Genomic DNA, 19,919 nt, shown 5'->3' on the forward strand with positions numbered 1-19,919 from the left:
CCACCTTGAGGCCGCCCTCCACCCCCCACCCCGGGCGGCCGCGGTCGCGGCCGCCGGAGGAGGCATGACGCCTGCGATGGGCCACGGGTTCACTTGCGGTTGATCAAAAAAGCTTGAGCGTCGCCTTCCGGGGTGGCTCGCGTCGCAATCCCCCTCCCGTAATTACTTTCTGTCGTGGCATACATCTGTCTGTAACCGAGGGGGACTTCATGCTCCGTCGTATCCTGGCGGGCGGGCTCGCTCTGACCGCCACCGGTCTCGTCCTGGCAACCGGCCCTGCCGTGTACGCCGACGAACTCAAGGCCCCGTACGCGCGGGCCGGGGCGGTCGTCGACGCGGACGGCAGGCTCAACCTGGGCAAGAACATCGTCGCGACCTGGCGGGCGGCCACCGGCAAGTACTGCGTGCAGGTCGCCCAAGACGTCGACGTGACCGAGGCAGTCATCCAGATCACCGCGCGCCACGCGCTGCGACTGCCGCACATCGCCTTCAGGAACCCCTCGGCGACCTGCCACCGGACCAACACCGTCACGGTCAACGTCTTCAACCCCCACACGGCGCGGCTCGCCGACTCCGGTTTCGACCTCTCCATCTCCTGATCTGGACCGAAGGGACAACCAATGAAGAACATCAGGCGCATTGCCGCAGGAGTGCTCGCCGCCGCCGCCGTCCTGACGCCGGTCGCCGCCCACGCTGACACGCCGTACGCCCAGGCGTCGGCCGAGGTGGACATGGACGGTTCCCTGATCGAGGGCAGCCACGTCAACGACGTCTGGCACCCGTACAGGGGCGTCTACTGCGTGTCCGTCGACGAGAGCGTGGACTTCACCGGCGCGACGGCGATCCACGTCACGCCCATCGGCGAGTACTCCGCTCCGCGCTCGCTGTCCGTCGAGCTCAATCCGTCGTCGGCGTGCGGCGAGACCCGCCTGGACACCATCGCCGTGTACAGCCAGGTCGGCTTCAGGGTGCGGGGCGACTCGGCGTTCTACCTGTCCGTCTCCTGACGCCGCCAGGGCCGCGCGCGACGAACGCGATGCGCGCGGCCCTGCCGCCTGGCGGCCTTCGGCTTCTGCCAGAGGAGTTACGCCGCATTTCCCGGCAAAAGCGCAGATCAGCGACCTGCAGTCGGAGCGAATCCCCTCCGGGGCACCGGTGAATACAGCATCCTGGGCATGCCATCACGCTCACCCCGCCCCCTTCAGCCGAGGAGGTCGCGTGACCCGGTACGCCATAGATCACAGCCGCAACATGCTCATCGCCCAATGGAGCACCGGCATCGGCGACAGCGCCACCACCGTCGCCGAACTGCCCCGGGCCCGTTCCCCCTGGGACGCCCTGCGGCTGGCCACGTCCCTGACCGACCTGTCGCAGGCCTGCTGGCGCTGCTACACCCATCCGGCCAGCACCGCGGAGCGGCACGGGCCCAACAGCCTGGGCTGGTACCGGCAGTGCGAACGCGACGCCTTCGCCGCCATCGTCCCCGCTTTGACCAGCCCCGGCCCCTCCATCGGCAGCCCGTTCCCCACGGCGACCACCAGGGTCGAGGACAGCGCCCATCGCGTCGGCCGTTCCCTGCGCGCCTTCGACATCTCGCAGCTCACGGTCCGCATCATCACCGAGGTCACCGACGAGCTGGCCGCAATCGAGCAGGCCGAGCTCGGCGACCTGTCCGACCGCGCCCAGCAGGCCGTCGTCCTCAGCCGCGAGGACGCCTCCCCTCTCCAGGTCGCCCAGGCCGACGGCCTGCTGCACCGGCACCCCTTCGGCCCCGAGGAGCTGTTCACCCACGTGGATCCGGCCGCGGCCGCCATCGCCGCCGCGCACTGGCTCTACGCGGCGGCCTCCACCACCGCCCGCCGCGCCCGCCTGCACCCGGCGCAGGTCGTGGCCCGGGTCGACGGCATCAGGCCGCTCGTCCAGGAGAGCCTCACCGAGATCGTGACCTCGATAGGCGCGGGCATGTCCCCCCGGCAGGCCGTCATGCCGATGATCCGCCACGCGCTGCACATCGCCGAGGGCCACCTCAGCGGCGTCACGGAGGCCAGATACCGCATCACCGCGGCCGAGGAGCTCGCCGAGCGGGCCCACGCCGACCACCCCGAGCTCGGGCTCGACTTCGACGCCGTCTACCTGCCGATCACCCCGCTCGACCCGGCCCGCCCGGCCCTCGACCTGCTGGAGAACCTGCTGGAGGCCATCCACGGCTGCTGGCTGCTGGACGTGCACCGCGTGCACCCGCTGGGCACCCTCGTCGACGAGAGCACCGACCCGCTGCGGCGGGGTCCGGTCGAGGCGTACCTGGCGGAGGTCAGGCAGGAGGCGGTCGTCCGCCACGAGGACCTGCTGTAGCGAGCCGACAGTTTCAGGCCTTTCGAAATGAGTCGGCCCCATGGCGGCCGTTGATTAGTGTCGCTCTCCTTGATCACCTCACTGGGGGAGCAACATGCGAAAGATATCGGCATACGTCGGGGCCCTGGCGCTGGCGAGCGCGGTGGTCGTGGGCTCGGTCGCGCCCTCCGCGTCGGCGGCCACGGCCCACAGCGTCACGGCGGGCGTCGAGCGTACGACGTGGTTGAACCCGGGCCAGCTGCTCAAGGCGGGTGACTCCGTACGGTCGTCCGACGGCGACTACGTCCTGCAGCAGCAGACCGACGGCAACCTGGTCCTGTACCGGGGCAGCACGGCGCTGTGGAGCAGCCAGACCGGCGACAGCCCGGGCGCGTTCGCCGCCATGCAGGAGGACGGGAACCTGGTCGTCTACCGCGGCAAGACCCCGCTGTGGGCCTCGAACACCGACACCCCCGGCGCCCGCCTGGCCGTCCAGGACGACGGGAACCTGGTCATCTACGCCGGCAAGACCCCGCTGTGGACCCGCCACGCCACGATCAGCGTGCTCAAGCCCGGCTACGGTCTCAAGCCCAACCAGTACGTACGCTCCCGCAACGGCGACTACCAGTTCGCCATGCAGGAGGACGGCAACCTCGTGCTCTACAAGGCCGGCAAGGCCCTGTGGGACTCGAAGACGGGCGGGAACCCGGGCGCGCGGCTGGAGATGCAGAAGGACGGCAACCTGGTCGTCTACAAGGGCACGACGCCGCTGTGGGACTCCAAGACCGGCAAGAACCCCGGCGCGCGGCTGGAGATGCAGGACGACGGCAACGTCGTCATCTACGACGGCAAGCGCCCGCTCTGGTCCACCGAGACGGGCCGCTAGTTCCGGGTGAACCTCCTCGACGACGACGGCCAGGTCGTCGAGGAGGCAGTCAACCACAGTGCGCTCGCGCCGTCGCGACGGCGCGAGACCTGGGTGCGGCCATCGCTTGGTCCTCCCGGCGTCTATGACCTGGACCGCCGAAGGGCGATGGCCGCGGGTAACAGTCTGACGCCTCTGCGTGAACAGCGCAGCTCATCACCGTAAATGGCGGCGGCGGTGGCGATTACTCCCGGTATCGGCAGCAGTTCGTCCGGTAATGGAGCTATATCAATATGTGCATGCCTTGAGGAAGATACTTAGCGCTGTACGTACCTCCATGCGGCAGATTCCGGTTTCGGGAGGTACGAATGCATCGCAGAGTCGTCCTGCTCTCCGCCGTCGCGCTCGCTCTGGCGGGCGCTCTGGTCCCGGCGGGCGCCGCCCAGGCGAGCGCACCGAGCGGCCTCGGTCCCAGGCCCGTCGGCTGGTCCGGCGCGGACTCCTGGTCGGAACGCAGGAGCGTCCTGCAGTACTGGACACCACAGCGCATGCTGGCGGCGCAGCCGCTGGGGGACCCGCCGCCGCGCCGCAGCCAGTCGAGCGGGCCGACCGAGGGCTCCCCGTGGGCCAGCCGGAACGGCTCGGTCCAGCGCTCTTCCTGGTCGACCGGCAGCGGCGCCGCCACCCGGGGCGCGGCCTGGTCGGTCGCCGGCACCCAGGCCGTCAACCAGCGGCTGCAGGCCGTGGTGCCCAACAGCCCTGGCCTGCGGTGGACCGACGGCGGCGCCATCGTCCGCACCACCGGGCGCGTCTTCTTCACCACAGCGGAGGGCGGCAACGCCTCCTGTTCGGGCTCGGCAGTGACCAGCGCCAATGAGAGCGTCGTGATGACCGCCGGGCACTGCGTGAAGATGAACGGGGCCGCGCACCGCAACTGGGTGTTCGTGCCCGGGTTCGACAACGGGCGGCGCCCGTTCGGCACCTGGGTCGCCACCAGCTTGCTCACCACGCAGCAGTGGAACGCCAACGAGGACATCAACTTCGACGTCGCCGCCGCCGTGGTCGCGCCGCTGCAGGGGCAGACGCTGACCGACGTGGTCGGCGGGCAGGGGATTGCGTTCAACCAGCCCAGGGGACGGCAGATGTTCTCCTTCGGCTATCCGGCGGCCGCGCCCTTCGACGGCTCCCGGCTGATCTACTGCAGCGGGCGCACGTTCAACGACACCGTCCAGACCAGGGACCAGGGCCTGCGCTGCAACATGACCGGCGGGTCGAGCGGCGGGCCGTGGTTCCAGGGGTTCAACGAGTCCACCGGGCTGGGCTGGCTGAACTCGGTCAACAGCTTCAAGTACGACTTCGCCCCCCAGTTCATGTTCGGGCCCTTCTTCGGGAACGAGGCAATGGCCGTCTACCAGTCCGCCCAGCGCGCCAACGCGGCCTGAGTCCGCTCGGCTTTCAAGGCGATTGCCTTAATAAGGCGGCCGACTTATATTCGGAAGGGTCAGGCTTCCGAGCTGGAGGACACATGACCGCTGACGCGATCCCCGATTTCCCGTTCGACCGCCCCACCGCCCTGGAGCCGCCGCCACAGCTGGCGGAGCTGCGGGACAAGTGCCCGGTGTCGCACGTACGGCTGCCGAGCGGGGACGTGGCCACCCTGGTGACCAGGTACGACGATGCCCGCGCCGTCATGGCGGACCCGCGCTTCAGCCGCAACCTCGCCAGGGAGGGCGCCGCCCGGCTGTCCACCACCAAGGACGGCGGGCTGTTCAACCGGCGCAACGAAGGCACCATGGACATCAGGGAAGGGCAGGGCCACATGCGGTGGCGACGCCTGCTCAGCCGCTGGTTCACGGCGCGGAAGATGGAGGTGTGGCGGCTCAAGGTCCAGGCGATGACCGACGACCTGCTGGACGCGATGCTGGCCAAGGGCTCCCCCGGCAACCTGTCGGCCGGGCTGGGCCTGCCGCTCCCGGTGCGGGTCATCTGCGCGCTGGTCGGCGCGCCGAGCGAGGACCAGGACAAGTTCGCGCACTGGTCCAGGACCATGCTCACGCTGACGCGCAACACCCAGGAGGAGGTCGACCAGGCGTACCAGGAGTTCACCTCGTACGTGTCCGACCTGGTCGACCACAACCGGGAGAACCCGGGCGACGACCTGCTCAGCGAGCTGACCCAGATCACCGACGCCGAGGACGGCCGGCTCAGCCAGGACGAGCTCATCTCCACCGTGCGCGGCCTGCTGCTGGCCGGCCACGAGACGACCTCGAACATGATCGCGATCATGGTGGCGATGCTGCTCGCCGACCGCGAGCGCTACGAGGCCGTGATCGACGACCCCGACCTGATCCCGGGCACCGTCGAGGAGGTGCTGCGCCTGGACAGCACGCTGTCGGTCATCGGCGGGGTGCCGCGGTTCATCACCGAGGACGTCGAGCTCAGCGAGGTCACGGTGCCCGCGGGCAGCACGCTGATCCCCAACATCCCCGCCGCCAACCGCGACCCGGCCAAGTTCACGGACCCCGAGCGGTTCGACCCGCGGCGGCAGAACAGCAACCAGCACCTCACCTTCGGCGCGGGACCGCACTACTGCCTCGGCCAGCCGCTGGCCAGGCTAGAGCTCCAGGTCGTGCTGGGCACCCTGACGCGCAGGCTGCCCGGCCTGCGGTTGCGGGACGCCCCGGACGACCTGCGCCTTCGCACCGGAGGGCTGTCGGGAGGGCTCCAGGACGTATGGGTCACCTGGTGACCTCCTGAGCACGACGCCGGTGGACCGCTCGGCGGGCCGCCGGCGTCATCCGTGCTCGTGGCGAGGGCGATAATCGATCGGGGGACGGCACAGCAGGACGAGTTCAAGGATCGATCATGAAAGTCAGCACGGCGGTCGCCACGCCGTCACCCCGCTCGCTGCGCGCCCGCGACAAGCTCATGCACACCGCGGAGCGGCTCTACGCGGAGCACGGGTTCGCCAACGTCTCGATCAGGATGATCCGCGAGGCGGCGGGCCAGCGCAACAAGTCCGCCGTCCAATACCACTTCAGCACCCGCGACGAGCTGATCCAGGCGATCCTCGCCCGCCACGCGGCCGAGATCGACCGGCTCCGGGCCCCGATGGTGGCCGAGCTGGAGTCCTCGGGCGAGGTGTCGCGCCGCGATTGGATCACCTGCGTCATCGCCCCGAGCATCGAGCACCACATCGAGCTGGGCACCCCGTCCTGGTACGGGCGTTTCCTCGCCCAGGCCGTCGTGGAGCCGTCCCTGCGCGACCACACGACCGAGGCGAGCGTGAGCACGCCGTCGTTCCAGCGCCTGGAGCAGCTGCGACCCCCGCGCGGGCAGGAGCGCGACCCCGAGCTGATCGAGCGGTACGCGTCCATGACCCGCCTGCTCATCGTGCACATGTGCGCCGAGCTCGAGGGCGACCTGGCCACCGGACGGGTCGATCCGGCCACCGCCGAACGGTCGTGGCGCGAGCTGGGCGAAACCCTGGTCACCGCGGTCTGCGGTCTCAGCTCCGCCCTCCTCGACCAGGAGGCCGGCCCCACGCCGGGCTAGGAGGCGGTCAGCGGTGGCGGCGTGGCCGGGCCAGGAGGATGACCATCGCCCCGGCGCCGATCGCGAACAGCGCCGCGGCGGTGACCAGCCACGGCATCCCGGTGTACCCGGTGAGCTTGTACGCGGTCGCCGGCCCTGGCTGGGCGCCGGCGCCGGCAGCGGCGGGACCAGGGGCGGTGTTGCGGAAGACGACGTCCGAGCAGGAGTAATAGGTGTCCGGTGTGTCGGAGTTCTGCCAGATCGTGTAGATCAGGTGGCGACCGGTCCGGCCCGAGGGCAGGCGGCCCTTGATCGCGTACGAGCCGTCCGTCAGCTTCGGGTCGGTGACCTGGAGGAAGGGCTTGCGTTCCAGGTCGGCCCACTTCAGCGGCTTGGTCGGGTCGTAACCCTTCTTCGTGACGTACAGCCGGAACGTGCCCTGGTGCGGGATCGTGCCGCGGTAGCGGAAGGTGAAGCGCACCCCCGGCTTGAGCGTGGTCGCGGGCCAGTCGGCGCGCGCGAGGTCGAGCCCCTTGAACTCCGGGATGCCGCCGCTGCACAGCTTGCCGTCCGGGATCGTCTCGCGATCCCTGCCGGCGACGTTCGCCACCCGCAGGTTGTCCCATTCCGCGGTCGCCGTCTTCCCCCCGGCCGCCACGGCGGCGCGGCAGGCAGCCGGCCGCGTCTTCAGCGGGCTGTCGGCGCCGCAGGCCGCCGCCCGGCTGAGTGGGCTCTCCAATGCTCCGTGCGCGCCCGCGGGGGCGGTGATCAGGCCCAGCGACAGCAGCGCTCCGACGCCTACGCTCGTGATCCGGTGCCGCACGTGGCCGTCCTCCTCGCATAGTCCTGCAACGAGGTACGGCCACCCGCCCCCACAGGTTCATGAAGACCTGGTAGAAAAGGCAAAAACCGCAGATGCGACATATGAGGTGAAGCTCTCGTGACAGATCATTCACCCCTGGATCCCGCACTCCTCTCCAGGATCGACACCAGCAAGCCGCATCAGGCCAGGGTCTGGAACTTTTGGCTGGGTGGAAAGGACAACTACCCGGCCGACCGCCAGCTGGCCGAGAAACTCCGGGACATCTATCCGGGCATGGAGGACATCGCCCGCCATTCCCGCGTCTTCTTGGGACGTTCCGTTCGATATCTCGCCGGAACGGTAGGAATCAGGCAGTTCCTGGACATCGGTACGGGCTTGCCGACCGTTGATCACACCCACGAGGTGGCACAACGGGTGGATCCCACCAGCCGGGTGGTGTACGTGGACAACGACCCTCTCGTCCTGGTGCACGCGCAAGCCCTGCTCACCAGCGACCCCCGCGGCGCCTGCGACTACATCGAGGCCGACGTCCGCGACCCCGGCACCATCCTGGAGTTCGCCTCCAAGACACTCGACCTGAGCCGCCCGACCGCGCTCATGCTCCTCGGCGTGATGGGCACGGTCTTCGACGATGACGAGGCGTACCGGCTGGTCGAGCACCTGCTCGGCGCGCTGCCCTCGGGCAGCTACCTGGTGTTCGAGGACGGCACGAACATCGTCAAGCCCGACGCCGCCGCGGAGGCCGAGCGGCTGCGCGACAAGGGCGAGGTCTACGAGTACCGGCTGCGGACCCCCGAGGAGATCGCGCGGTTCTTCGACGGGCTGGAGCTGGTGGAGCCGGGCATCGTGTCCGTCTCCCGCTGGCAGGTGGAGTCCGACGTGTTCGGGCTGCCGCCGGAGGTCGACGCGTTCTGCGGGGTCGCGCGCAAGCCGTGACGGTCAGAGCTCGGCGATGATCTCGCGCAGGAGCGCCGGGGTGGCGGTCGGGGGCGAGGCGTGCACGCCGAGCTCGTCCATCAGCCTCTGGTACGGCAGGACGTCCGCCCTCTTGGTGAGGTACTGGGCGTTGGTCAGCTGCTCGAGGTAGACGACGTCGTGCAGCTCGAACTGCGGGAAGCGCAGGATGGTGACGGGGCCGACGCCGCCCATGGCCCAGCCGCAGCCGAACGGGACCACCTGCACGGTGATGTGAGGCCGCGCGGCCATCCGGCCGAGGTGTTCGAGCTGGCCGCGCATGATCGCGGGGCTGCCGACCTGGTGCCGGAGCACCGCCTCGTCCAGCACCACCCAGAGCTTGCGTGACGTGGGCGGCTCGAGAATGAGCCGGCGGCGCATCCGTACCTCGACCCGGCGCTCGATCCGCTCCTCGGACTCGCCCTTGTTGCCCATGGTGAAGATCGCGCGGGCGTAGTCCTCGGTCTGCAGCAGGCCGGGCACGAACTGCATCTCGTGGACGCGGATCAGCGAGGCGTCCTGCTCCAGCCCCAGGTACGCCTCGAACCAGTCGGGGATCACGTCGCGGTAGTCGTGCCACCAGCTGGGCTCGTTGGCCTGCTTGGCCAGGGCGAGCAGGGCCGCGCGCTCGGCCTCGTCGGCGACGCCGTACATGATGAGCAGGTCGGAGACGTCACGCGGCTTGAAGCTCGTGCGCCCGCCCTCCATGCGGCTGATCTTGGAGTGTGAGCTGCGGATGGCGTAGCCGGCGTCCTCCCGGGAGATCCCGGCGGACTCGCGCAGCCGTCGCAATTGCGCACCCACGAGAATACGCAGCGCGGTCGGCCCGGAGTGGGCGGCATCACCACCGAGCGTTTCCGCCAGGTCACCCATGCCGTGCGCAGTCGACATCCATATCCTCAATCGGCAACTCGCCACAGTCCGGTCCCGCCGTCAATATTGCCACGGGAGTCGCGACAGAGCGGATATTTCCTTGTGTCGCCGGAGGCGTGGTGCGGCGGCCCGGCTCGTCCGGGTGCGAGCGGGACCGCCCTCATGACCGGGTTCGCCTCAGACGGCGACGTCCCCGCACACGTGCACCTCCACACCGAGCCGCTGGAAGAACGCCGCCTTCGCCACCAGCGCCTTGTCGGCCGTGGCGGCGTCGGGAGCGTAGGCGACCTGGACGTGATTGGCCTTGTGGCGGGCCATGAACTGGTCGCGGTCGACCCCGTGGTGCACGACGTGCGCGATCGGCCACTCGGGGTTGGTGGCCGCCCACCGCCGCTCGGTCTCCTCCTCCGGCAGCTCCACGACGGAGGCGCGGCCGAGGTCGAGCTGGAGCCGGGCCTCGGCGATGTAGAGCCGGGACCAGACGATCTCGCCCGGCTTGCTCACGCCCTTGATGGTGCCGCCGCCGGCGGGGAAGTACATCGGGTTCTGCCGCCGGCTCACCGCGCCCGCGTACCCGCCGGTCAGGTGGGACGGCGGCACGGAGCCGGAGATCTCGTAGACCCAGACGAAGTCGTCGCCGTACTGCTCGCCCCAGCGCACGTCGTGCAGCGTGGTCGCGGGGTCGAGGCCCATGGCGGTCCACACCCGGTTGGTCACCAGCGCGTCCACGGCCACGCCCTCGTCCGCCTCGTTGAAGTGCGGCAGCGGGGCGCCGTCGTAGAGCAGGCGGGCGCCGTCGCGGCTGGTCACCGGCGGGCGTACGACGTTGTTGAGCAGGCCCTCCGCCAGGTCGGAGGCCGGGGTCAGGTCCTTCAGGCCCTGCTGGTACTGGATCCCGACAGCGTCGAGGCCGAAGTCGTCGGCGATCCGCAGCGCGGCGACGTACATCTTGAGCTGCTCGCTCAGCTGCCGGTCGGTGAGCTCCGTGGCCTCGTCGGCGCCGGTGGCGAAGCGCATCCCGGCGGCGTCGAGCCACGCGCGCACGGCCGCCGCCTCGGCGTCCGGCACCTTGAGCATCTCGGCGTACAGGGCGCTCTGCGACAGCCGCTCCTTGTAGATCCCGAGGGGGTTGAGCAGCTCGTCGTCGATGATCGCGTTGTACATGCCCATGCAGCCCTCGTCGAACACGCCGATGATGGCCTTGTCGCGCAGCAGCTCCTCGGCCAGCGCGAGGCCGAGCTCGGACTCCGGGCCGGGCGGCAGCGGGGGCAGCGGGCGGACGTGCGAGGAGTCGTGCGCGATGTGGCCGGTCCGCACCCAGCTCGCGAGGCCGTCCAGGAAGTAGCGGTCGGTGAAGTCGACGGACCAGATCGTCGAGTACGCGCGGCCCATCTTGGTCAGGCCGGCGTTGAGCCCGAGCAGGCCGACCAGGCCGGGCCAGGTACCGTCGAAGTTGGCGACGGTGAGGATCGGGCCCCGGTGGGTGCGGAGCCCGGCCAGCACGTGGTGGCTGTACTGCCACACGGCCTCGGCGACGATCAGCGGCGCGTCGGCGGGGATGGCCTTGAAGACCTCCAGGCCCATCCGCTGGCTGTCGATGAAGCCGTGCCCCTTGGCGGGATCCACCTCGTGCGCGCGGACCACCGTCCAGCCGAGGTCGCCGAACGCCGCCGAGACGGCCTTCTCCAGGCTCTCCTGGGCGGCCCACCCGGCGACGTTGGCCGACAGGCGCAGGTCTCCGCTGGCGATCAGGTACGCGGTGCGCGGCGCGACGGGCTGCTCCGCGCGGGGAACGGGCATACGGTACGGGCTGGTCATGGCGTCTTCTGCTCCAGATCTGCGAGGGGCAGCCGGGCGAGGACGATGCCCCTGCGCTGCCAGGTGTAGGTGACGAGGAGGTCGTCGGGGGTGACGACGGCGAAGGGATAGCTGTATTCGGCGACGCCGCTGGTCACGACGCCGTCGTCACCGGGCGCGAACCCCGGGGCGGCGGCGCCGGCCGGCGGCAGCCGGGGCACGGCGGGGTCTATGGAGAGCACGCCGTCGTCCAGGGTCGGACCGGCGTGCCAGGTCAGCCCGTCGTCGTCCGACAGCGAGACGACGAGCGGGCAGCGGCTGCCCCACGACTCGGCGGCCGGGTTGTGCACGCAGGCCGCCCGCCCGGACGGCAGCGCGACCACCGTGAGGCCGCTGTTGTTGTTCGGCAGGCCCGTGGGCTCGGCGGGCGTCCAGGTGCGCCCGCCGTCGGGGGAGGTCGAGCGGTACGCCCGCCCCTCGGTGCTGCGCATCAACGCGACCGGGCCGCTCGTCCCCCACCACAGCGCGGGCTGGATGTGCCCGGCGCCCGTGAGCGCGTCGTGGTCCACGGGGATCGGGGCACGCGTCCAGCTCAGCCCGCCGTCGTCGGACACGTCCACGAACGGGTCCCACCGGGGCGGCTCGCCCCACCGCTCCGTCGAGCCGGGCGCCAGCCAGGGGCCACCGCCGGGAGCGAGCAGGGGCGGGTTCTTGACGGGGCCGCGGCCGCCGGACCGGTCTCCCGGGACGAGCTCGCGTACCGGCGCCCACGTGACGCCGCCGTCGTGCGAGCGGGTGACCAGCGTGATCCACTCGGAGATGCGCGCGCCGGCCTTGCAGAACAGCCACAGGGCGCCGTCGGGGCCGGTCACCAGCACCGGATTCCAGTGGGCGACGTCCCGGCCCGTCTCCAGAGTGCGCGCTTCCCCGCTCCGGGCGATGCGGATGCGGTTGTCGGGCGTGCCCTCCCTGGTGCCCGCGAACCACGCGACGACGGGAGTGCCGTCCGCCACCGCGAGCGTGGACGCGTGGCACTGCGTCCAGCGGGGGTCGTCGACGGTCACGAACTCGCGGTGGATCCGCTCGGCCCCGCTCATCTGGTCACCCGCGCCGCGATCATCGTGCGTGGGCGGTCTCGGCCAGCCGCGCGATGCGCTGCCGCTGCTCCGGGCCGATCTCGGGGGCCGGCATGCGGAGGGCGCCCGTACCGCGGCCCAGGAGGCTCAGCGCCAGCTTGATGCCCTCCACGGTGCCGCCGAGCGCGGCCAGCACCTCGTCCACCCGAGCCTGCGTGGAACGTTCCGCTTCGGTGTCCCCGGCGGCCACGGCGTCGGCGAGCCGCGCGAACGGGTCCGGGAAGGCCGACGAGAGACCCGAGACGACCCCGTTGCCGCCGCCGCGGACGACCTCGGCGAGCCTGGTGTCCGAGCCCGACCACAGCCCGGCCGAGGCGGGCAGCGCCGCGCGGTACTCGGCGAACCGGTCGGCGGCCAGACCGCTCAGCTTGGCCCCGGCCAGCCCGGTCTCGGCGGCCATCGCGGCGAAGTCCGCGGGCTCGACGACCACGCCGGAGCGCTCGCTGAACAGGTAGCCGTAGACGGCGGCCGGACCGGCCGCCGTCGTCACCGCGGCGAAGTGCCGCAGCACGGCGCCGTTGTCGGCGGGCAGGTAGTACGGGGTCAGCGTGGCCAGCCTGCGCGCCCCCATCGCGACGGCCTCGCGGGTCAGCGCCACCGCCTCCCGGGTGGCCGCGGCGCCGACGTGCACCACGACCCGGTCGGGGCCGAACACGGCCAGCGCGGTCTCGGTCACCGCCCGGCGCTCGGCCCGGTCCAGCGCCGGGAACTCGCCGGTGGTGCCGCACACGAAGACACCGTCGACGCGGCTCGCGAGATCCGTGAAGTGCGCCTTGGCGGTGGCGTGGTCGAGCTCGCCCGCCTCGTCGAAGAAGGTCGGGACGGCGGAGAGGATCTCGGCGCGGCGCCGGGTGTTTTCTGGCATGGCAAGGCCTCGGTTCGTCAGTGGTTTTTCGTTGTCGAGGCGCGGCGGGCCTCAGCTCGTTGAGGGATGGCAGGCGAAGGAGGGCCCCGGACCCCTGGAAGGTCCGGCGCGGGCGGTGGGACGAGGAGGCTAGACGGCGGGCTGGGCGCGCTCCCGCTCGATCAGCGTCGCGCGGATCCGGTCGCAGGAGCCGTCGAGGTGCGACACGAGCGCGACGAGCGCGGCGTCGACGTCGCCCGAGCGGACGACGTCCCGCAGGTCGGCGTGGTCCTGCGCGACGGGGACCAGGTCACGGGCGGTGTTGGTGATCTCCAGCACCGCCGCGAACAGTGGCCGGTGCAGCGCCCACGTGGCGGTGAGCCAGCGGTTGTCGCCGATCACGTAGAAGCCGCTGTGGAAGTCGAGGTCCGCGGCGGCGAACTTGGCGGCGTCGCGGTCGTCCGCGGCGGCCCGCATCTGCTCGACGGCCTCGTCGATCGAGGTCCAGTCGGCGGCGTCGAGGCGGGCGATGGTCTCCTTGATGGCCAGGCTCTCCAGAGCGCCGCGCAGCGAGTAAAGCTCCTGGAGATCTTTGTCGGACAACCCCCGGACGAAGACCCCCCGCTTGCGCGTCTCGACCAGCCCTTCGATCTCCAGCTGGCGAAGCGCGTCGCGGACCGGCCCGCGACTCACCCCGAACTGCTCCGCGATCCGGCCCTCGACCAGGTGCGTCCCCACGATCAGCTCGCCACGCACGATGAGCGAGCGGAGCTGGATGAGCAACTGATCACCGAGCGGTGGATTACGCAGCGGATTGGTGATCGTCACCAGCTCTCCTCTCGTCTTCCCGCCCGAAGGTTCTTCGCCGAACGGAGACTATCCCGCACAACTCCATACGGTCAACGTTAACGGATGACCGTTGACGGTTAACCGTCTTCCAGGCAATAGTGTGCGACAACTGAACCACTGCGGAAACATCGAAGCCGCCAGCAGAAAGGGAGGCGCCATGGTCGCGACCCTTCCGAAGCCCGATCTTCGCTACACCTGGAAGGTCACGGCATCCAGCTTCCTCGGCAACACGCTGGAGTACTACGACTTCCTCGTCTACGGGACGGCGGCCGCCGTCGTCTTCCCCAAAGTCTTCTTCCCCGACGCCAGCGGCTTCGTGGCCACGCTGTCCGCCTTCGGCACGTTCGCCGTCGGCTTCCTCGCCAGACCCCTGGGCGGCCTCTTCTTCGGCAGCCGGGGCGACCGGCACGGCCGCAAGTCCACCCTGATGGTCACGCTCGTCGTGATGGGCCTCAGCACCATCCTCATCGGCCTGCTGCCGAGCTACGGGACGATCGGGATGTGGGCCCCGATCCTGCTGGTGGTGCTGCGGCTGATGCAGGGGTTCGCGGTCGGCGGTGAGTGGGGCGGCTCCATGATCATCGTATTGGAGTCAGCGCCGCCGAACCGCCGCGGCTTCTTCAGCGCCTGGCCCAACACCGGCGGCTTCTCCGCGCAGATCCTCATCACCGGGGTCTTCGCCTACATCTACACGCTCCCCGACGACCAGTTGCTGAGCTGGGGATGGCGGATCCCGTTCCTGCTGTCGGCCGTCGTCCTCATCGTGACGTTCTGGATGCGGCGCAGCCTGCACGAGACCCCCGTCTTCACCAAGGCCGTGGCCGGTGACAAGGAGGATGAGGCGGGCGCGGTGGAGGCCGAGCGTCCCAAGCACGGCCCGATCCGTACGATCTTCGTGGACGACTGGCGCAACCTGCTGCTGATCATCGGCCTGCGCTTCGCCGAGGCGCTGCCGTACTTCCTGCTCACGGTGTTCGCGCTGTCCTACGGCAGCAGCGCGCTCGGCCTGGAGAAGAGCCAGCTGAACAACGCGATCCTCATCGCCGCCGTGCTCTCCTTCATCAGCCACGGCGTCTTCTCCGCGATCTCCGACAGGATCGGGCGGCGGCCGGTCTACTTCTTCGGCGCGGTCGTGGTGTTCGTGATGGCGTTCCCGTTCTTCGCGATGCTGCACAGCGGGTCGATGGTGCTGATCGTGCTCGGTTACGTGCTGGTGCTGAACCTCGGGCACAACGCCATCAACGCCATCCAGCCCGCGTTCTTCGCCGAGCTGTTCCCCGCCGAGCGCCGCTACACCGGCGCCGCGGCCGGCCGCGAGATCGCCTCCATCTTCGCGGGCGGCCTGACCCCGTTCGTCGCCACCGCCCTGGCCGGCGCGGACGGCGCCCGCTGGCCGCTGGTCGCCGGGTACGTCATGCTCGGCGCCCTGATCACCATGTTCGCGGTGTGGAAGGCGCCGGAGTCCTTCCGCCGCGACCTCAGCGCCACGGGCGAGACCGTCCGCTGATCACATCCTCCAGTCCTCGACCGGCCCCTGACCGACGGGGCCGGTCGGGCTGAACCCGACGGGCAGGGCCTCCAGGCCGCGCATCCAGACCGACGCCCGCCAGCGCAGCTCCTCCGGCTCCCCGAGGAGGTGAACGTCGGGCAGCCGGTCCAGCAGCACCTCGATGGCCGTCTTGACGATGATCTCCCCGAGCTCCGGCGCGGGGAACGGGCAGCCGTACTCGCCGTGGCTGAACGACATGTGCGCCCGGTTGGCGCCCGAATGGGCGTGCGCGGCCGGCCGCACCTGCGGATCGGCGTTGGCCGCCGCGAACCCGAGCAGCAGCAGATCGCCCCTGCGCACGCGCTTCCCGCCCAGGTCGCAGTCCCGTACGGCGAAGCGCGAGGGCATGTTCTGCACGGGCGGGTCCATCCACAGCACCCTGATCAGCGCCTCGCCGACGCTGCTGCGGCCGCCCTGGAGCGTCATCGAGAAGTCGTCGTCGATCAGCATGAGCCGCAGCGTGTTGCCGATCCAGTTGGCGGTGGCGGCGTGGGAGGCCGCTATCAGCACCAGCAGGTCCTGGATGATCTCCAGCTCGGACAGCCCGGCCGGGTGCGCCAGCAGGTAAGAAGTGAGGTCGTGCCCCGGCCGGTCGCGCTTGGCGGCCATCAGCCCGCCCATGCGGTCCTGGACGCGGAGGAACCCGGCGAAGGACTCCTCACCGCCGTCCAGCATGAAGCCCAGGTCCTCGATCAGCTCCGGCAGCTCGGACTCCGCCAGGCCGTAGAGCCGGGCGATGACCTGGGCCGGGGTCCGGTAGGCGTACTGGGCGATCAGGTCGGCCCGGCCGTACCCGGCGAACTCGTCGATCAGGAGGTCGGCGACCTGCTCGCAGATCGCGGTCAGCTCGGTGCGGTCGATGGTGTCCAGCGCGTCGCCGATGGCGCCGCCGCGCCGCTTGCGCTCGGCGCCCTCGGTGAACATCAGGGACGGCGTCCACTCCAGGTACGCCCGCGACGGCCAGTCCCCGGGGATCCGGTCCTTCAGGTTCCAGCGCCTGGGGTCGCGGCCGAAGAGCTGCGGCTGGCTGGTCACGTGGTGCAGCTCGCGGTAGCCGGCCACGAGCCAGGCCGGTACGTCGTCGTCGAGCAGGATCGGCACGATCGGGCCGTGCTTGCGGCGCATCTCCTCGTACACCGCGGACGGGTCGGCGAAGACCTCGGGCCCGTACATCCGCACGGCGTCGGCGTGGCCGGTGTAGCCCTCCAGCAGTGGGTTGGTCACGACGTGCTCTCCGGGGCCGAACGGGCGTTCATACGGGTGATGTGCTCCACGAGCGTGATGAGCACGTGCTTGGACGAGGACCGCTTCCGCGCGTCGCACTCGATGAGCGGCACGTCGGGCGACAGCGCGAGCGCGTCGCGCACGGCGTCCAGCGAGGGCCCGTCGGCGAAGCGGTTGACGGCCACGACGAACGGCATCCGGTGGTGCTCAAGCCGGTCGATGGAGTACCACGAGTCCTCCACGCGCCTGGTGTCCACCAGGACGACCGCGCCCAGGCTGCCCGCGAAGAGCTGATCCCACACGAACCAGAAGCGCTCCTGCCCCGGCGCCCCGAACAGGTACAGGACCTTGTCCGGCGTCACCGTGATCCGGCCGAAGTCGAAGGCCACCGTGGTGGTGGTCTTCTCCCGCACCCGGCTGGCGTCGTCGATGCCCACGCTGGCCTGGGTCATGACCTCCTCGGTGCTCAGCGGGCGGATCTCGCTCACCGAGCCGACCATGGTCGTCTTGCCCACGCCGAAGCCGCCGACGACCACGATCTTCAGTGCGTCCAGGGCGGTTTCGCGGAGCGGTGTACGTACGTCGTCAGAGGTCTTGGAGGGCACTGAGCACCTGCCTCAGAGTTTCGGGATCCGGCCGCCCGAACTGGAGGGCGGCCGACGGGTGACGGACGGTGATGCGGCCGGTGTCCAGCAGGTCGCGCAGCAGGATCTTCACCACGCTCACCGGCAGCCGCAGCTCGGCGGAGATCTCCACCACCGCCGTCGGCTGCCGGGTCAGCTGGAGGATCCTGACGTGCTCCGACTGCATGCCGGGGGTCGGCTCGCACTCGCTGACGATCAGGGAGACCGAGTCGAACGCGTTCTCGTCGGCGCGGGTGCGGCCGCCGGTGACCGTGTAGAGCCGGTCCGGGTTCTCCCGGTCGATCGGGCGCGGTGTCATGGACGATCGTCGCCTGACTGCGCTCTCCGCGGCGCCGCGGAGAGGAAGACGCCGATCTGCTCGACCATCTCGTTCATGTTGTGCGCGATCAGGCCCACGTCGCCGTCCTCGTCGGCCACCACGGCGAGGTGGGCGCCCTCGCCGGCCGGCACGATGAGCAGCAGCCCGCCGGCGAACTCCACCATCGCCTGCCCCGCGCCGATGCCGTCGCCGAACTCGGCGGAGGCGCTCAGCGAAAGGCTCTGGATGCCCGCGGCCAGGGCCGCGAGCTGGTCGGCGCGGTCCCGCTCCAGGCCGGCGGTGACGCACATCTTGAGTCCGTCCCTGGTCAGGACGAGGACGTACCTGACCCCGGGGGTCTTCTCCTTGAGGTTCTCAAGCAGCCAGTCGAGCTCGCGATCGGTGGTGCCTGCAGCGTCGATAGTGCTCATCGAAACGACGGGGCGGGCGTCCGGCGCGGGCGCCGGAGGGGCCGCCCCTGCCTCCTTACTGTGATCCGATAAGTTCCGGTGACCGACGGCGCGTGCTCACGCATCGTCCGCGGCTGGAGCAGTGGCCGGGGATTCGGCCGGCGGAGACGTTGTCCGGTTGCGGCCGCCCGCCTGGCGGAAGGCGGCGAACCTGGCCGCCGAGTCGCGCCCCTCGCGCGCCACCGGCCGGGCCGCCGGCGCCTGCCGCGCCTTCATCGCCTCGGCCAGCGTCTGCCCGCGCTGCCGCCTGGGCAGCAGCTCCTCGCCGGTCGGATGCTCCTCCGCGGGCACGGACTCCGTGGGCGGCGCGGCCTGCGCGGGCACGGCCGGCGGCTGCGCGGCAGCCGTACTGGGCTGCGTGATCAGTACGCGCGGGATCAGCACCACGACCCCGGTGCCGCCGCGGGCCGACGGCCGGAAGCTCACCGTGAGGCCGTACTTGTCGACCAGGCGCCCCACCACCGCGAGACCCAGCCTGGTGCCGGAGAGCGTGCGCAGGTCGAGCGGCTCGGACACGAGCTTGGTCGCGTGGTGCCGCTCGCGCGGCCGCATGCCGAGGCCGCTGTCGTCGATCGTGATCACCACGCCGGCGTCCTCCTCGTCCGCGTACACGTGCACCTCCGTGCCGTGCGCCGAGAACGTGGCGGCGTTGTCCATCAGCTCGGCCAGCGTGTGCATCACGCCTTCCGCGGCGTACCCGGCCACGGCGACGGTACTGGTGGAGTGGAGCCGGATGCGGCGGTAGGCGCCGATGCGGCCCATGGCACCGCGCAGGATGCTCTCCATGACGATCGGCCGCGTCCACCGCCGCCCGGACCGGCCGCCGCTCAGCAGGGCGATGTTGTCGGCCAGGCGGCTGAGCTGGGAGACCCGGTGGTCGAGGTCGAGCAGGTCGCTGAGGATCTCCTCGTGCTCGCCGTACTGCTCCTCCAGGCCGCGCAGCTGGGCGAGCAGGCTGGTCGCCTGGGCCTGCACCCGGGCCGCGGCGCCGGCGCAGGCGGCCATGACCGCAGCGCCCCCGCGCTCGCTCTCGCCGAGCTGCTCCGCCGTCTCGCCGAGCAGGTCACGCAGCGGGCCGTACGCGGGCTGGCCCACTTCGGCCAGTGCCGCGCGGACCGACATCCGGTCCGTCCGGATCCGCCGTACGAGCTCCGGCATCGTCTCGGCGGACAGCCGCGAGATCTCGTCCTCCATCGCCTGGCGGGCCGCGCGGGCGTTGGTCTCCGCCACCGTGCGTGCCTTCTGGGCGGCGGTGCGGTCGCGCTGGAGCAGGTCCAGCTCGCTGCCGATCGCCTGGACGAGCGGCTGCACCGAGGTCTCCACGATCCGCGAAACGCTGGCGAGCGCGTCGGCGAGCGGCACGCCCTCGCGTACCTGGCGTCCGAGCGCGGGCAGCGCCTCCTCGGCCACCCGGGCGTTCTCGCGGCGCAGCCACATGTAACGCGCCTCCGCCCACCTGGCCTGCTCGCGCAGCTGGCGGGCGGTGGCGGCGTAGTGCACGGCTGCTCCGGCGGCGCCGGCCAGCAGCAGGGCCGAGCCTCCGCCGACGGCCGCCATCAGCCCCATGGCGCCGGCCGGGGCGGCCAGGATCGCCCACAGCCACAGACCGGCGGTGACGATCAACGTGCCCAGAGAGGCAGTGACCGCCAGCTCCTTCGGGGAGAGCCTTCGCTGTGTCGTCCGTTGAGGTACGTCTGCTTGCATGTTCTGGGAGTCCTCAGAGCGGGG

Annotated in this window: 20 protein-coding genes; 9 read left to right on the forward strand and 11 right to left on the reverse strand. The window is 70.8% G+C overall.

Annotation, left to right across the window (positions count from 1 at the left end; genetic code table 11):
* Positions 1-209: 209 nt before the first annotated feature.
* The 7 genes from ACWEPL_RS48995 (at position 210) to ACWEPL_RS49025 (ending at position 6,751) form a co-directional block, all read left to right on the forward strand.
* Positions 210-599: a hypothetical protein gene (locus ACWEPL_RS48995; RefSeq protein ID WP_350723390.1), complete on the forward strand. Its 390-nt coding sequence runs from the start codon at positions 210-212 to the stop codon at positions 597-599.
* Positions 600-620: 21 nt separating this feature from the next.
* A complete protein-coding gene (locus ACWEPL_RS49000; protein WP_350723391.1) occupies positions 621-1,007 on the forward strand; it encodes a hypothetical protein in 387 nt (128 codons plus the stop codon).
* A gap of 211 nt (positions 1,008-1,218) precedes the next feature.
* The gene (locus ACWEPL_RS49005; protein ID WP_452440341.1) at positions 1,219-2,352 is read left to right on the forward strand and encodes a hypothetical protein; all 1,134 of its coding nucleotides are present in this window, start codon (positions 1,219-1,221) and stop codon (positions 2,350-2,352) included.
* A 94-nt stretch (positions 2,353-2,446) separates the two neighbouring features.
* Positions 2,447-3,217, forward strand: coding sequence for a hypothetical protein (locus tag ACWEPL_RS49010; RefSeq protein WP_452440343.1), 771 nt, complete (start codon positions 2,447-2,449; stop codon positions 3,215-3,217).
* A gap of 347 nt (positions 3,218-3,564) precedes the next feature.
* Positions 3,565-4,638, forward strand: a complete 1,074-nt coding sequence (locus ACWEPL_RS49015) for a trypsin-like serine peptidase (RefSeq protein ID WP_350723397.1) — start codon at positions 3,565-3,567, stop codon at positions 4,636-4,638.
* A gap of 83 nt (positions 4,639-4,721) precedes the next feature.
* Positions 4,722-5,945, forward strand: coding sequence for a cytochrome P450 (locus ACWEPL_RS49020; RefSeq protein ID WP_363978221.1), 1,224 nt, complete (start codon positions 4,722-4,724; stop codon positions 5,943-5,945).
* Positions 5,946-6,061: 116 nt separating this feature from the next.
* Complete coding sequence (locus tag ACWEPL_RS49025; RefSeq protein ID WP_452440344.1) at positions 6,062-6,751, forward strand: TetR/AcrR family transcriptional regulator; 690 nt, start codon at positions 6,062-6,064, stop codon at positions 6,749-6,751.
* A gap of 7 nt (positions 6,752-6,758) precedes the next feature.
* On the opposite strand, the gene ACWEPL_RS49030 is transcribed toward ACWEPL_RS49025, so the two are convergent.
* Complete coding sequence (locus ACWEPL_RS49030) at positions 6,759-7,553, reverse strand: lytic polysaccharide monooxygenase auxiliary activity family 9 protein (RefSeq protein WP_452440345.1); 795 nt, start codon at positions 7,551-7,553, stop codon at positions 6,759-6,761.
* Between the two features lie 117 nt (positions 7,554-7,670).
* On the opposite strand from ACWEPL_RS49030, the gene ACWEPL_RS49035 reads away from it, so the two are divergent.
* Positions 7,671-8,489: an SAM-dependent methyltransferase gene (locus ACWEPL_RS49035; RefSeq protein ID WP_355193903.1), complete on the forward strand. Its 819-nt coding sequence runs from the start codon at positions 7,671-7,673 to the stop codon at positions 8,487-8,489.
* A 3-nt stretch (positions 8,490-8,492) separates the two neighbouring features.
* Here the strand turns inward: ACWEPL_RS49035 and ACWEPL_RS49040 are convergent, their stop codons facing one another.
* The 5 genes from ACWEPL_RS49040 to ACWEPL_RS49060 all read right to left on the reverse strand — a co-directional run bounded on the left by ACWEPL_RS49040 (position 8,493) and on the right by ACWEPL_RS49060 (position 13,985).
* Positions 8,493-9,398, reverse strand: coding sequence for a helix-turn-helix domain-containing protein (locus tag ACWEPL_RS49040; protein WP_350723406.1), 906 nt, complete (start codon positions 9,396-9,398; stop codon positions 8,493-8,495).
* 159 nt (positions 9,399-9,557) lie between these two features.
* Positions 9,558-11,198 (reverse strand): hypothetical protein, encoded by a 1,641-nt coding sequence (locus ACWEPL_RS49045; RefSeq protein WP_452440346.1) that lies wholly within the window; start codon positions 11,196-11,198, stop codon positions 9,558-9,560.
* Complete coding sequence (locus ACWEPL_RS49050) at positions 11,195-12,274, reverse strand: sialidase family protein (protein WP_363978205.1); 1,080 nt, start codon at positions 12,272-12,274, stop codon at positions 11,195-11,197. Before ACWEPL_RS49050 ends, ACWEPL_RS49045 begins: the two co-directional genes overlap by 4 nt.
* A 19-nt stretch (positions 12,275-12,293) precedes the next feature.
* On the reverse strand, positions 12,294-13,178 hold the full coding sequence (locus tag ACWEPL_RS49055) for a dihydrodipicolinate synthase family protein (protein WP_452440347.1): 885 nt from the start codon (positions 13,176-13,178) through the stop codon (positions 12,294-12,296).
* A 129-nt stretch (positions 13,179-13,307) separates the two neighbouring features.
* Complete coding sequence (locus ACWEPL_RS49060; protein ID WP_452440348.1) at positions 13,308-13,985, reverse strand: GntR family transcriptional regulator; 678 nt, start codon at positions 13,983-13,985, stop codon at positions 13,308-13,310.
* Between the two features lie 178 nt (positions 13,986-14,163).
* On the opposite strand from ACWEPL_RS49060, the gene ACWEPL_RS49065 reads away from it, so the two are divergent.
* Positions 14,164-15,513, forward strand: a complete 1,350-nt coding sequence (locus ACWEPL_RS49065; RefSeq protein WP_363978196.1) for an MFS transporter — start codon at positions 14,164-14,166, stop codon at positions 15,511-15,513.
* On the opposite strand, the gene ACWEPL_RS49070 is transcribed toward ACWEPL_RS49065, so the two are convergent.
* From ACWEPL_RS49070 to ACWEPL_RS49090, 5 genes are all read right to left on the reverse strand, one after another.
* Entirely contained in the window at positions 15,514-16,779 is a 1,266-nt protein-coding gene (locus ACWEPL_RS49070; RefSeq protein ID WP_452440349.1) for a cytochrome P450, read from the reverse strand.
* The gene (locus ACWEPL_RS49075) at positions 16,776-17,384 is read right to left on the reverse strand and encodes a GTP-binding protein (protein ID WP_350723419.1); all 609 of its coding nucleotides are present in this window, start codon (positions 17,382-17,384) and stop codon (positions 16,776-16,778) included. Before ACWEPL_RS49075 ends, ACWEPL_RS49070 begins: the two co-directional genes overlap by 4 nt.
* Positions 17,365-17,721 carry a DUF742 domain-containing protein gene (locus ACWEPL_RS49080; RefSeq protein WP_363978189.1) on the reverse strand — a complete coding sequence of 119 codons (357 nt, stop codon included), beginning with the start codon at positions 17,719-17,721 and terminating at the stop codon, positions 17,365-17,367. Before ACWEPL_RS49080 ends, ACWEPL_RS49075 begins: the two co-directional genes overlap by 20 nt.
* Entirely contained in the window at positions 17,718-18,152 is a 435-nt protein-coding gene (locus tag ACWEPL_RS49085) for a roadblock/LC7 domain-containing protein (protein ID WP_363978186.1), read from the reverse strand. Before ACWEPL_RS49085 ends, ACWEPL_RS49080 begins: the two co-directional genes overlap by 4 nt.
* A 96-nt stretch (positions 18,153-18,248) precedes the next feature.
* The gene (locus ACWEPL_RS49090; RefSeq protein WP_452440351.1) at positions 18,249-19,895 is read right to left on the reverse strand and encodes an ATP-binding protein; all 1,647 of its coding nucleotides are present in this window, start codon (positions 19,893-19,895) and stop codon (positions 18,249-18,251) included.
* Positions 19,896-19,919: the final 24 nt, after the last annotated feature.

Source organism: Nonomuraea sp. NPDC004186 (assembly GCF_053603495.1).